15 protein-coding genes and 1 other RNA gene are annotated in these 12,757 nt (G+C 47.9%); 10 read left to right on the top strand and 6 right to left on the bottom strand.

The annotated features are described in order from the left end of the window. Positions 1–114: 114 nt before the first annotated feature. Positions 115–592, top strand: an RNA gene (gene rnpB, locus B5M13_RS22145) — RNase P RNA component class A. 28 nt (positions 593–620) lie between these two features. Here rnpB and B5M13_RS22140 read toward each other — a convergent pair. Beyond that, entirely contained in the window at positions 621–1,136 is a 516-nt protein-coding gene (locus B5M13_RS22140) for a GTP cyclohydrolase II (RefSeq protein WP_080057740.1), read from the bottom strand. Between the two features lie 246 nt (positions 1,137–1,382). On the opposite strand from B5M13_RS22140, the gene B5M13_RS22135 reads away from it, so the two are divergent. The 4 genes from B5M13_RS22135 to B5M13_RS22120 all read left to right on the top strand — a co-directional run bounded on the left by B5M13_RS22135 (position 1,383) and on the right by B5M13_RS22120 (position 4,003). Further along, a complete protein-coding gene (locus B5M13_RS22135; protein ID WP_080057739.1) occupies positions 1,383–1,925 on the top strand; it encodes a 30S ribosomal protein S16 in 543 nt (180 codons plus the stop codon). A 120-nt stretch (positions 1,926–2,045) separates the two neighbouring features. Continuing rightward, entirely contained in the window at positions 2,046–2,633 is a 588-nt protein-coding gene (gene rimM, locus B5M13_RS22130; protein ID WP_080057738.1) for a ribosome maturation factor RimM, read from the top strand. Further along, positions 2,623–3,300, top strand: a complete 678-nt coding sequence (trmD, locus tag B5M13_RS22125; RefSeq protein WP_080057737.1) for a tRNA (guanosine(37)-N1)-methyltransferase TrmD — start codon at positions 2,623–2,625, stop codon at positions 3,298–3,300. Before rimM ends, trmD begins: the two co-directional genes overlap by 11 nt. A gap of 70 nt (positions 3,301–3,370) precedes the next feature. Beyond that, the gene (locus tag B5M13_RS22120) at positions 3,371–4,003 is read left to right on the top strand and encodes an NAD(P)-dependent oxidoreductase (protein WP_080057736.1); all 633 of its coding nucleotides are present in this window, start codon (positions 3,371–3,373) and stop codon (positions 4,001–4,003) included. 30 nt (positions 4,004–4,033) lie between these two features. On the opposite strand, the gene B5M13_RS22115 is transcribed toward B5M13_RS22120, so the two are convergent. Next, positions 4,034–4,393, bottom strand: coding sequence for a winged helix-turn-helix transcriptional regulator (locus B5M13_RS22115; RefSeq protein WP_080057735.1), 360 nt, complete (start codon positions 4,391–4,393; stop codon positions 4,034–4,036). Between the two features lie 139 nt (positions 4,394–4,532). On the opposite strand from B5M13_RS22115, the gene B5M13_RS22110 reads away from it, so the two are divergent. The 5 genes from B5M13_RS22110 (at position 4,533) to B5M13_RS22090 (ending at position 7,936) form a co-directional block, all read left to right on the top strand. After that, positions 4,533–5,303 carry a type 1 glutamine amidotransferase domain-containing protein gene (locus tag B5M13_RS22110; RefSeq protein ID WP_080057734.1) on the top strand — a complete coding sequence of 257 codons (771 nt, stop codon included), beginning with the start codon at positions 4,533–4,535 and terminating at the stop codon, positions 5,301–5,303. 108 nt (positions 5,304–5,411) lie between these two features. After that, on the top strand, positions 5,412–5,768 hold the full coding sequence (locus B5M13_RS22105) for a nuclear transport factor 2 family protein (protein ID WP_080057733.1): 357 nt from the start codon (positions 5,412–5,414) through the stop codon (positions 5,766–5,768). A 119-nt stretch (positions 5,769–5,887) separates the two neighbouring features. Further along, positions 5,888–6,670: a DUF481 domain-containing protein gene (locus tag B5M13_RS22100; protein WP_245859439.1), complete on the top strand. Its 783-nt coding sequence runs from the start codon at positions 5,888–5,890 to the stop codon at positions 6,668–6,670. Positions 6,671–6,706: 36 nt separating this feature from the next. Beyond that, positions 6,707–7,327: an NADPH-dependent F420 reductase gene (locus B5M13_RS22095; RefSeq protein WP_080057732.1), complete on the top strand. Its 621-nt coding sequence runs from the start codon at positions 6,707–6,709 to the stop codon at positions 7,325–7,327. A gap of 9 nt (positions 7,328–7,336) precedes the next feature. Beyond that, positions 7,337–7,936, top strand: coding sequence for a TMEM175 family protein (locus B5M13_RS22090; protein ID WP_080057731.1), 600 nt, complete (start codon positions 7,337–7,339; stop codon positions 7,934–7,936). Positions 7,937–7,973: 37 nt separating this feature from the next. Here B5M13_RS22090 and B5M13_RS22085 read toward each other — a convergent pair whose 3' ends face one another. The 4 genes from B5M13_RS22085 to B5M13_RS22070 all read right to left on the bottom strand — a co-directional run bounded on the left by B5M13_RS22085 (position 7,974) and on the right by B5M13_RS22070 (position 12,656). Then, positions 7,974–8,345: a hypothetical protein gene (locus B5M13_RS22085; protein ID WP_080060036.1), complete on the bottom strand. Its 372-nt coding sequence runs from the start codon at positions 8,343–8,345 to the stop codon at positions 7,974–7,976. A 45-nt stretch (positions 8,346–8,390) separates the two neighbouring features. After that, complete coding sequence (locus tag B5M13_RS22080; protein ID WP_080057730.1) at positions 8,391–10,694, bottom strand: transglycosylase domain-containing protein; 2,304 nt, start codon at positions 10,692–10,694, stop codon at positions 8,391–8,393. A gap of 101 nt (positions 10,695–10,795) precedes the next feature. Then, positions 10,796–11,248 (bottom strand): GNAT family N-acetyltransferase, encoded by a 453-nt coding sequence (locus B5M13_RS22075; RefSeq protein ID WP_020598965.1) that lies wholly within the window; start codon positions 11,246–11,248, stop codon positions 10,796–10,798. A gap of 376 nt (positions 11,249–11,624) precedes the next feature. Next, positions 11,625–12,656, bottom strand: a complete 1,032-nt coding sequence (locus B5M13_RS22070; protein WP_080057729.1) for an RluA family pseudouridine synthase — start codon at positions 12,654–12,656, stop codon at positions 11,625–11,627. Positions 12,657–12,757: the final 101 nt, after the last annotated feature.

The following is a 12,757-nucleotide window of genomic DNA, read 5'->3' as shown; positions in this document are numbered from 1 at the left end:
CGGTTGCATGTAGTTCGCTACAGAAACCGGGAGTTTTTTATTGGTCGGGCCTATACGATAGAATAGGGGGGGCGAAAACAATGGCTAAAAAAACGTAGCTTTGTAGCCCCATACAACCCAGGCTGGCTTATCGCGTCTGCAAGAGCAGATGAGGAAAGTCCGGGCAGCATAGAGCACCCTACTTCTTAACGGGAAGGCGGATGGCTGGGAACGGCCATTCGACAGACAGGGCAACAGAAAACATACCGCCCAGGTTAATAATTGAATGATTGGGTTTTGAATGATTGAATAGGCTTGCGCCAGTTGTTTTTATTCAATCATTCAAAACTCAATCATTCAATTATTAACCTGGGTAAGGGCGAACCGGTGGGGTAAGAGCCTACCGCCCATTGGGTGACCAACGGGGCACGGTAACCCTTAGGGGCTGAAAGACCAAATAAGCATCGGATGTGCGGCTGCTCGTCGCCAGAAGCCGAAAGGCCAAACCGATGCGGGTAGGTCGAACGAGGTGTCGGGTGACTGGCATCCCAGATAAATGATAAGCCATTCCAATTCGGAAGGACAGAACCCGGCTTATAGGCCTGGGTTGAATGGGGATTTTTTTAGAAGGGGCGTCAGACCTATAGAAGTGCTACGGCTTTTGTGCCGTTTACCTGAATGCCATGCTGAGTAAGTGTATCCACTTTCTTCGGATTGTCGGTTAGCATACAAATCGACCGTACGCCAAGTGCTTTCAGGATTTCGGCGGCTGGCGTGTAGTCGCGGGCATCTTTTTTAAAGCCAACAGCTTCATAGGCATCGGCCTGAGGGAGTCCCAAGCGTTTGTGTTCTACACTTTTCAATAGGGCGAAATGACCATTGCCTTTCCCTTCCTGGTCCAGCCAGATAATTATACCGCGCCCGGTCTGCTGAATCAACTGCTGTGAGATTTCCATCTGCTCCCGACAATCGCATTCAATGCTGTTGAAAGCGTGACCAAACAGGCAGGACGAGTGTACCCGGCATAGGACATCATCAGCCCCCGCTACGTCACCCATAGTTAAAGCAATTGATTCTTTTTGGCCGTTGTAGAAAAGCGTTTCATGGAATTCGCCAAACTTTGTTTTTAAGTCACCTTCGGCAAGTTTGATTATCATACGCTAGTGTGTTTGAGGATTATAAGCGTGAACCACCGGATCGGTCGTAGTCCCTTGTGGACTATACACGTACTGAGGGCAAAAGTAGCCAGCTCGTTTAAAAGAGCCATCACAACAAAATCAAAATATTAATGAATAATACGTGATAATTCAACGGCAGTAAGAAGGGATTAATCTATTTTTTCGTACCTTTGCGGCCACGTTTTACGAGGAGGTGCGCCCTCCATCAAAACCAAACAAGCACAAATGGCTGTTAAAATTCGTTTAGCGCGTCGTGGACGCAAAAAAAGAGCAATGTACGACATCGTCGTTGCAGAGTCGACTTCTCCACGCGATGGCCGGTTCATTGAAAAAATCGGTTCATACAACCCCAATACCGATCCGTCGACGGTTGTATTGAAATCGGAGCGGGCTCTTCACTGGCTTCTGGTCGGTGCACAACCAACCGATACCGCTCGTTCGGTATTGTCGCACGAAGGTATAATGTATCGTAAGCACCTGCAGGTAGGTGTTAACAAAGGTGCTATTTCGCAGGAACAGGCCGACGAGAAATTCGCAACCTGGCAAGGCGATAAAGAAAACCGTAAAGCCGGTGCTGCTGACACCAAAGCGCAGACTAAAGAAGAGGCTCGTGCCGCTCGTCTGGAAGCTGAGAAAAAGGTAAATGAAGCGCGTGCTGAAGCAATTGCTAAGAAAAACAAAGTAGAAGAGCCTGTAGCCGAAGTGGCTGCTGAAGAAGCGCCCGCTACGGAAGCGCCAGCCGCTGAAGAAACCCCTGCTGCGGAATAGTTTTTCCAGAAATCCTGTTAATAAAGAGCCTGTTCGTACTCGAATAGGCTCTTTTTATAAGTAACACGGCTGAAAATCCGTGCTTTTAGGCAAAACAGTGGCTACTCAGCCGCATTACCTATGACCAAAGACGATTGTTACCAGGTCGGCCATATTACCAAAACGCATGGCGTGAATGGTGAGTTGGTTCTTTTTCTGGATGTTGACCAGCCCGATGAGTATGCCGATCTGGAGTCGGTACTGCTCGATGTAAAGGGAGAGCTGATTCCCTATTTTATCGAATCGATTGCGATCGTGAAGGGGAGCCGGGCTATTATTGCCTTCGAGGATGTCGATACCATCGAGCAGGCGGAGCGCCTGATCAACTGTGGTGCCTACTTACCCTTGAGTGAACTGGAACCGATAACTGATGAAACCCGATTCTATTTCCATGAAATTGTGGGGTATCAGGTAGTGGATGCCGAAGCGGGTGAATTGGGTATTGTGCAGGGCGTATATGCCATGAATGCGCAGGATTTGATTACGATGGACTATCAGGGAAAGGAAGTACTAATTCCGATCAATAGTGATATTGTTCGTTCGGTAGATCGCGCCAGCAAAAAGCTCAACGTTGTATTGCCTGATGGGTTGCTGGATATTTACATGAACGAAAGCGGGAAGGATACGCCAGAAATCGAAGGCGACACGGACGATACGGATGAGGATTGATATTATCACCTGCCTGCCCAAACTTCTGGAAAGTTTCTTCGCTCACTCGATTCTACAACGGGCGCAGGCAGGCGGTTATGTAGAAGTGGTGGTGCATGACTTGCGCGATTATACCCTGGATAAACATCGCCGGGTAGACGACTATGCCTTTGGGGGCGGTGCGGGTATGGTGATGCAGATTGAACCCATTGCCCGTTGCATACGAGCACTACAGGCTGAGCGAACCTACGATGAAGTCATCTATATGACACCCGATGGGGAGCGACTGAGCCAGAAAACAGCGAATACGCTCTCGTTAAGAAAGAATCTAATCATTCTCTGTGGTCATTATAAAGGGATTGATGAGCGAGCCAGGGAATTATTCGTGACTCGTGAAATCAGTATCGGCGATTATGTGCTGTCGGGTGGCGAGTTGGCAGCCTGTGTACTGTCCGATGCGATCATTCGGCTGTTGCCAGGTGTGTTGAACGACGAAACATCAGCCCTGACCGATTCGTTTCAGGACAATTTACTGGCCCCGCCGGTTTATACCCGCCCAGCTGAGTTTGAAGGCCATCGAGTACCCGATATTTTGCTATCGGGCCACGAAGCGAAAATTGATGAATGGCGCTACGAGCAGGCACTGGAACGCACCCGAACCCGTCGGCCTGATTTGCTGGAATCGTAAAAGTATGCGAATTATCGTATAAACTGAATGACTGATTTTGCGTTATACTTACCAGAATCAGCCATTTTTTATGCAAGTACTAGTCGTAGGGGCCACAGGAGGAACTGGAAAACAGGCAGTGGAGCAGGCCCTTCAGCGCGGACATTATGTTACAGCCTTTGTCCGCGATCCATCTAAATTAGGTATTCAACATCCCAATCTTACCGTTTTTACGGGTGATGTATTGAACCTGGAAACTCTGTTGCCAGCCGTCCGGCGTCAGGATGTTGTTTTATGTGCGTTGGGGAGCCGACCCGGTCAGAAAGATGAGACCGTAGCACAGGGTACCGTTAATCTGATGGACGTTATGAAACGCTGTGGCGTTCATAGGTTATTGGTAGTGTCGTCGTTAGGGGTTGGTACCAGCTATGAGGAAGCGCCTTTGCCCAGTAAATTGATTATTAAAACGCTCCTGAAGGGATCTATCGACGAAAAAGAGAAACAGGAAAAAGCTATCCGGGAAAGTGATCTCGACTGGATCATTGCCCGGCCAACCCGGCTGACAGATGGACCCCTAACTGGACACTATCGACTGGGGGAACACCTGCCTTTTTCAACCTTCGCCCTGCCCAGTATTAGTCGGGCCGACGTAGCGGCTTTTTTGCTCGATCAGCTAGAAAGCGAAATGTACCTGCACAAAGCCGTTACGATTACCGGGGATTAATACGAATGTTTCGTTGAGGGGACTAACGATTTATTGTTGCGGTTTACGCTCTTCAACTCCATATTCATTCATCAGTTCCCGGCCAAACTGTCGGATTGTTTCGATGACAGGAATGACCCGACGGCCTTTTTCAGTAATTGCATACTCAACATGAGGAGGAACGACCGGGTAAACTGTACGCGTTACAAACCCGTGTTCTTCCAGTTCGCGCAACTGGGTCGTCAGCATTTTATGACTGATATGAGGCAGGTATTTTTTTAGTTCACTATAACGCATAACCTGCTTATTGAGCCGCCAAAGAATAGGCATTTTCCAGGTGCCACCGATATGGGCCATGGCAAACTCTACGGGATTATAGTAGAGCTTTCCGTTGTGCAAGAAATCAGGCATACGAGTAATTCGTTGTTAATCAGATACTCTCTAAAAGGAGAGTATCACACTTATATGTATATATATTTACAAAGGTACGTAGGTATTCTACTTTTGTTCAGGTCAATCAACAAAAATCTGACTAAACAACTGATAGATCATGAGCCTCAAAGACCCAAATCTGGTTAATATAAAGCGCCCTAAACGCATTGCAATTGTGATTTCCAATCCGGCCGTTTCAACCACCACAGGCTGGCCGGTTGGTTTTTGGTGGAGTGAGCTTACCCATCCCTACTATGAATTCGCCGAGAAGGGCTATGAAGTGGAAATTTTCAGTCCAAGCGGTGGTAAATGTGAGCCCGATGCTATGAGCGATCCCAACGACGCGAGTGGGTATTCATCGACAGACCTCATCTCGCAGGGTTTCATTCATACCGACAAGTTGCGAGCCCTGGTCGATGCGACAAAGCCAATTTCTGAGCTAAACATAGCTGATTTCGATGCGTTGGTTGTAGCGGGCGGACAAGCCCCTATGTTCACGTTCGAAAACGCAATTGAGCTGCACCAAAAGTTTGTTGAGTTTTACGAAAGTGGTAAAGTAACCTCGGCGCTCTGTCATGGAACGGCCATTTTACGCTATGCTAAACTGAGCAATGGCGAGTACCTGGCCAAAGGCAAAACCGTAACGGGCTTTGCCAATGTCGAAGAAGATTTTGCGGACAATGCCGTATGGGATTATGGACTGCTAGCACGCGATACGCATGTAATGCCCTGGCGTATTGAAGACGAGCTAAAGAAACTGGGAGCTAACTATGTGCAGGCGGGTCTATGGCGTGGCTTTGCCATTCGCGATGGAAATCTGATTACGGGGCAGCAGAACTTTAGTGGTGCCGAAACGGCCCGTGCCATTATCGAAGCATTGGGCGAATAGCGCAGTAATAAGTAACTAGGTATAGATGTCATTTCCTATCGAAACCGTCTTACCTGACGATTCAATGGGAACTCCGTTGCTATTCGTTCATAAATCCATTCAAACTATATGACAACACAGGAAATTGCCGACCGTTTGGTGGCACTCTGCAGCGAGGGTAAGTATGAGCAAGCCCAGCGCGAATTGTATGCTCAGGATGCCCAAAGTATTGAGCCCGCCAGTGCACAGGGTATGCAATCGGTAGCGGGATTGGAGGCTATCGTAGCAAAAGGGAATCAGTTTCAGGCTATGATTCAGGAAGTTCACGGTGGGAGCGTTGGCGGACCGTTGGTTGCGGGTAATCAAATCGCGATGACAATTGGCCTCGACCTAAGCTTCAAAGATGGTAACCGGATGAAGATGGATGAAATCGCCGTGTATACTGTAAAGGATGGAAAAATCGTGCAGGAGCAGTTTTTCTATTAACCCACAAACGTAATCCTAACGGAGGCATTCTACAGGCTATTTTAGGGTCGATGCCTCCGTTGGAGCAGTAAATTTATTTCCATCCTTCTCCGATGCACCTGGGATGTACTGATAAGCCAATGAGGGAGGCTATTTTATCTGTCTTCTTACTGACCGGGCTGGCAACCATGAGTTGTGCCCAACTTAATGAGAGTGATTCTTCCCGATTTCAGATTCGGATGTCATTGACAGGCAATTTTCAGCAAGGTAATGTGGACGTGAGCACTGTGCGGAGTAAGTTGGATTTAATTATATCTCCGGTTCGGGCGTGGGTGTTCAAGTCTCAGAACTCCAGTTTGTATCAGTCGTTCTACTCGGTCAAAGCCGACAATGACCTGTTCAGCCGGAATTATCTCTACTACCACCCTGAACGGCGTGTGTACCCGTTTGCTATTGCCTACATATCGACCAACTACCGCCGAAAAATCGACCTACGCTATTTTACCGGAGCCGGAGCCACGTTGCAACTCATTAGCAAGCCCAGGCATGTACTGAAACTATCGGCGGGGACAGTCTATGAGAACACCCGTTTTACGGCTGATATGTATAACGAGACTCGGTACAACGGCTCCCAATCTATTGCTATCTGGCGCGGCACAGTCTGGTTGGGTGGCTGGCATTATTTGTTCGATAATTACCTGCGACTCTATTACGATGCCTACTATCAGCCCGCTTTTTCGGATACCCACAACTACCGCTGGCAATACGACATCGGTTTTGATTTCCCAATCTGGCGGGGGCTGGCATTCAATGCGATTTATACCTTTACGCATGAGAATGTGGTGATTACGAAAATCCAGCCCGACGACAAAATACTGACGGTTGGTCTAGCCTATACCCTACGTAGCCAGCACAAACAATGAAACAACTCTGTATTATCATTTATCAGATTATTAACGATGATCATTGCTATTATTGGTTCCGGCAACGTTGGAGGAGCATTAGCCCAACGCTTTATTGAAGTTGGCCATACCGTATTGATTGGCGCTCGATTTCCACTTTCTGAAAAGTCAGTCAAGCTAGCCACAAAAATCGGAGAAGACCGCTTTACTTCACCAAACCATGCGGTTGCACAGGCAGAGGTTATTGTGCTGGCTACCCCTGCCTTGAAAACGATAGACGTAGTTCAGGAATTAGGTGACACCACTGACAAAGTCATTATCGATACCATGAATAGTGTCCGAGGCATGGGACCAGCCGGATTCGATAACACGACCAATGCCATTCTGGCCAATACAGTCACTCGCGATGTGGTAAAGTGTTTCAACACAACCGGCTTTGAAAATATACTCAACCCACATTATGGCGACCAGGCCGCCGATATGTTTATGGCAGGTGACAGCCTGAAAGGCAAAGCCATTGCCGCTCAACTGGCCAGAGAAATTGGCTTTTCAGACTGCTATGACCTGGGCGGAAACGATAAGCTTACCCTCATAGAACAATTAGCGCTAAACTGGATCAATTTAGCCCTTTTTCAAGGGTATGGGCGGAGTATGGCTTTTACCGTTTTAAAGCGTTGAGTTGCTACAATGGATTACTTCTCTAAATCACGGGTAGAAGCATTCAGCGACGGTGTTTTTGCGATTATTGTAACGTTGCTGGTACTGGAAATTAAGGTGCCACATCTTGTGCAAGCCGAATCGGTTCGTGAACTGGGAGAGGCATTGGTTTCATTACTCCCCAAGATTAGTAGCTGGGTAATCAGTTTTCTGATCGTATGCGTGATTTGGGTGAACCATCATCGAATTCTGGACCAGATTGAGCGGGTGACCCACAGCTTTTTCTGGCTTAATGCTTTGTTGCTGTTGTGGTGTTCATTTATTCCATTTCCAACGGCCCTTATGGGCGATTATCTTTCGAATCCGCTGGCTGCCTTTATGTTTGGATTCGTTCTGGCCATGATGGCCCTGACCTTTAGTTTTATCCGTTGGTACGCGCTTCGAAACAAACTCGTCTTAAAACCAGAGATCGATTTAGTCCAATTTCGGCAGGCGACGATTCGGTCGGTAGTATTTGGACCAGTGTTCTATCTGATAGGTGGTATACTGGCTTTCGTTCATCCGTGGGTATCGATGAGCATTTATGCCTGTATTCCGCTCTATTTTATTCTGTATAATTCGACCCGTTAACGCCTGAAGCATACGCTGAACGAGATCTTTACTACTTTTAGTTGAATGGGTGCGAGCTGACAATCTGGCAATCGCAGCGTTTGGTTTTTGCTGGTAAAGTCACGGGTTTATCAAATATGCTTTTGGGCGGGAGCATTCGGGAGAAAGTGGTATACTTTTCTTTCAGTAGATTACCTGCTTCATCGTAGGCCCTGATCTTGACGGATATATCGTTGTGTGAACGGGACGATAAATTTTGAACGGCTACATTCACCGATGAAGTAACCAGTACATTATCGATATCGGAACAGTCTACGCGCAGATCAATGGTGTTAGCCGAAAGGACTGTGTGATTTCGTTGCGAAATGACAATAGCAATGACGCCACCGATAACAAGGAGAACCAGAATAACGCGAATGAGTGATTTCATGTTGATATATTTAAACAATGCGGACATCCTGTCCGCGTTACTGCGTTACGGGATGTTGCCTTCTTCCTGTAATCGCTTGGCTTCTTTTTCCCGGCGTTTCTGTTCGCGCCGTTCCTGACGAAGTTGCTTGCGCGTTTTGACGGTATCGGTTGGAGCTACCTCGGGTGAGGCAGACTCGGTTCGTTCTGACTGAACTGTTGGCTCTTCTTCTTTCTTCTCATCGGCCTTTTTACCCTTGAAAAGGCGACGGAAAAAATTACCGATTCCAGTGCCGCTTTCTTCTTCATCGTCATCGAGTTCAGTGCCATTCGGGTTGGGCAGAAAGTCCTCCATTTGCATCGTCGTATCGACAGGAGCCACTTCATGGCGGAGACCTTCACGAAGCCGAACGCCATAGAAACCATAAGCGCCGGAGTCGGGAGCCGTGAGGCCACGCCGTGCCATGATTCGCCCAATCAATCGGAAATAACCGCGCACATTTCGGGTTTGCAGGGTGCCATCGGGCAAGAACCAGTCGAGAGCGTGTTTAGGACGAGGGACGACAAAAGCTAGAAAAATACTCTCCCCTAAGTCAAGATCAGCGGGGCGCTTGGCAAAATAATACCGAGCGGCTTCGCCAATGCCATAAATATTCCGGCCCCACTCAATGATGTTCAGATATACTTCATACATCCGTTCTTTCGGAACGATATGCTGGTTTTCGATGAGCCAGACAATCAGAATTTCTTCGACCTTACGGGATAACGTTTTATTACGATTCAGAAACACATTCTTAACCAACTGCATCGAAATTGTACTGGCTCCCCGTTTGAACGACTTTTCCTTAAAATTGGTAGCAATCGATACACGGAAGGCTTTTTCGTTAAATCCTTTGTGAGTGAAGAAATTGTAATCTTCCGAGGTCAGCAGCGCATTGCGAAGATCAGGTGAAATTTCGTTGATTGGGGTATAATCGGGATTGCTCGGCCCAACGATTATGTCGCGGACGGGTTTGCCTTTTTCGTAGGGCGTATAAACAAACGGATGATTGATTTCGGCAAAATCGGTCTGCCCCATTTTCAGGATTTGAAAGCCTTCTGAGGTCATGCCAGAGTTGAATTCAACCGAATCGGGGAGGGATGTGTCCAGTCGGAACGTAACGTCGTACTTCAGTTTGCCGGCTACCTGCATTCCTTCGAGCGATTCGAACAGTCCTTGGGGGAATGAGTTAAACAGCGATTGAGCCTCCATCTGACCGGTATGGAGCTGAACTTCATAAATTTTCCCCGGCCCTACAGGCTCCTCGTCGTCCGGAGAGGTATGACGAGCCTGCTTCAGGTTGGACTGATCTGGGGTTTCGGAAAGCGTATATTTCAGAAAAGGATGAGCGCTCACTTCGCCCAGATGGAGTGTTGACGAACTATCGACGCCAACATAATTTTTACCAACGAACAGGTGGGCGTCCATAGCCGCTCGGGGAACCAGCACATCCGTACGGGCAATAGCAGGGTGATTGATGCGTAAATTTCGAACCGAGCCAGCCCCTTCCATCCGAAACTCACCACCCGTCCTGTCGACATCGTGCAGTTCGGCCCGTAGGGTATCAACCTGTACTTTTAAATTGTACTTTTTCTGGATATACGGTATCTCAATCGGCTTGCCATCGGCATACAGAGCCAGGTTGTATTCCCGGTCGGCCGGATCGGCGGTTCCTGCTATATGCCAGGTTGCCTGATTGCCGTTGAGAAAGATGGTAGACCGAACCTCTTCGTTCTGAATGATGGCCGATTTAGTCAGCAGGTTCAGCGTATCATTATTATCCATCACCCGAAACGCCAGATTGTTGATGTTCAGGTCGTCAGGAATTTTAGAGAGGATGTTATCGATCAGATTTTCAGCTACTTCGGATAAATCCGTTTTGCGAGTGGTTTCTCTGGGCGCTTCTTCCACGGCTGTAGAATCCCGCTTCCTGTGCAATAAAAAATCGATATTCGACAGGGAGTCGCGCTTGACAACCTGAATAAATCCGTTGTCGAGCAGCATGCCGGATAGGCCAATCTTTCCGGTTAGTAAGGGCCAGAACCGAACGGCTACTTCTACTTGCTGGATATGGGCCAGACTGTCGCGGTCTTCGGGGACAACGGAAATGTCCTGAAATGCCACCGAACTCAGCCCGGTAAATTTGGCCGAACCGATGTGGACATTGAGTTTATAGTCACGTTTGGCTTTACGGATGGCCCGTTCAAGTGTAGACTGTAAAAGACTTTCCCGTTTGGAGTAGGCAATACCCGCTCCTACACAGGCCAGTAAAAAAATACTTAGAAATGCCCAACCCGCAATTCGGAGGGCCTTTTGTTGACGATACGTCATGCTCGGTCACAATTCGCGAGCTGCAAAGATAGGGAATTATAGGTAGTATTAAGAGCGAGGAGTAAGGAGGGTCATTGGCGCTCCTTACTCCTGATACTGATTTAAAAATCCAGGTGGCAGTTGGTCCAGCCGTCGTCGAAGCGAGTGCCGAATTGTTTGTAGAAGCCGATGGCGGGTTCATTCCAGTCGAGTACCTGCCACATCATACCCGTACAATTGGTTTCGCGGGCCGTTTCGATGGTGGCATCCAGCAGTAGTTTTCCGATTCCGTAGCCCCGAAATTCTTCTTTGACGATGATGTCTTCCAGATACAACCGTTTTCCTTTCCAGGTCGAATATCGATAGAAATACAGGGCCATACCAACGAGTCGTTGGCTATCGGAATCTTCGGCAACGAGCATCCGAAAAAGGGGATTAGGGCCAAAGCCATCCAACGCCATCTGTTCGACGGTATTCGTAACTTCATCGGCGGCTCGTTCATAAATGGCCAGTTCCATGACTAGCTCAAATGCTTCAGGTACATCTTCAAGGGTGCCGGGACGAATTGATATCATTTGCAATAATGAATGATGAGTGATGAATGAGTTTTAAGTAGTGATTGCTTTGCTGAGAGAATAATACTACGGATTTATTTCAGTAATTCATCTGGATCGTGGTAAATACTATTGAACCTGTTTATCCTTTCCGTTCTACGTACTAAAGTTATCTACAAATCAGCCTGCTTCACCCCTAAATCCCCTGAAGAGAACTTTGCTTACCAAGGAACCCAGTTCTTTTCATGGAATTTAGGGGTGAAGCAGGCCCGAAAATAAAAGTTCAAACAGTTTCACGGATAAAGTCAAATGATACACAGGGTGAACCCGAAAACTTTTATCAGACACAATATTATCTTTTTTCATTGTACAAGGTAGCTCATCGGCACAAAATTCATCATTCATTAGCCAGTATAAGCTTTCGCCATTTGTCCAGAGCCGACTGGAAGTCATCGGGTAAGGACGAATCGAACTGGAGCCATTGGCGGGTACGGGGATGAACAAAGCCCAGCGATTTAGCATGAAGGGCCTGCCGAGGGAGTAACTTAAAAGCATTATCGACAAACGCTTTATAGCTCCCGACGGGATTGCCCCGCAGAATGCGGTCGCCCCCGTACATGGCGTCGTTGAAAAGCGGATGACCAATATGCTTCATGTGCGCCCGAATCTGGTGAGTTCGCCCGGTCTCCAGATTACATTGGACCAGTGCCACATACCGTAGGTTTTCAAGCGTTTTGTAGTGTGTAACGGCCCACTTACCTTTGGTTTCGTCGTCGTAAATGGCTTGTACTTTACGGTCGCGAACGGAGCGGCCAATGTAGCCGGTTATGGTACCGTCGGGCGGATTGGGGATGCCCCATGCCAGAGCGTTATACGTTCGTTCGATAGTATGCTCAAAAAACTGCCGGGCCAGGTGAGTCATGGCATATTCCGTTTTGGCAATGACCATCAGCCCCGAGGTGTCTTTGTCGATCCGGTGAACGAGTCCAGGACGGATTTCGCCATTTCGGGAGGTAGGCAAATGCTGAAAATGATAAACCAGACCGTTTACGAGTGTGCCATCCCAGTTGCCATGTGCCGGATGGACTACCATACCCGCCGGTTTATTGAGTACCAATACGTCTTCATCCTCGTAAACGATATTGAGCGGAATATTTTCGGGTTTAATGTCAGTGTCACGAGGTGGGTGTGCCAGCGAAATCGTGATCACATCGGCTGGTTTAACCTTATAACTGGCTTTAGTGAGGTTGCCATTAACCCGAACGGATTCGGCATCAATAGCCGCCTGAATTTTGGTTCGGGTGGCGTTTGATAGTCGATCCATCAGAAAACGATCGATTCGCAGCAGACTCTGCCCCTTATCGACCACAATCCGGTGGTGTTCGTATAATTCTTCCTCTTCCGAAAATTCTTCGGCTATGTCGTTCATGAGCTGATAAATTTGGCAAATTTACGTTGTAACGCCGATATCCCGTCCGCCTTGTTTAGTAATACCAGTGGACAGGATGTCGGTTTGCCGTATCACCACGT

The sequence above is a fragment of the Spirosoma aerolatum genome (genome assembly GCF_002056795.1).
Classification (GTDB): Bacteria; Bacteroidota; Bacteroidia; order Cytophagales; family Spirosomataceae; genus Spirosoma; species Spirosoma aerolatum.
Note: the sequence above shows the minus strand (reverse complement) of the source record. Positions and strands in the feature narration are given on the sequence as shown.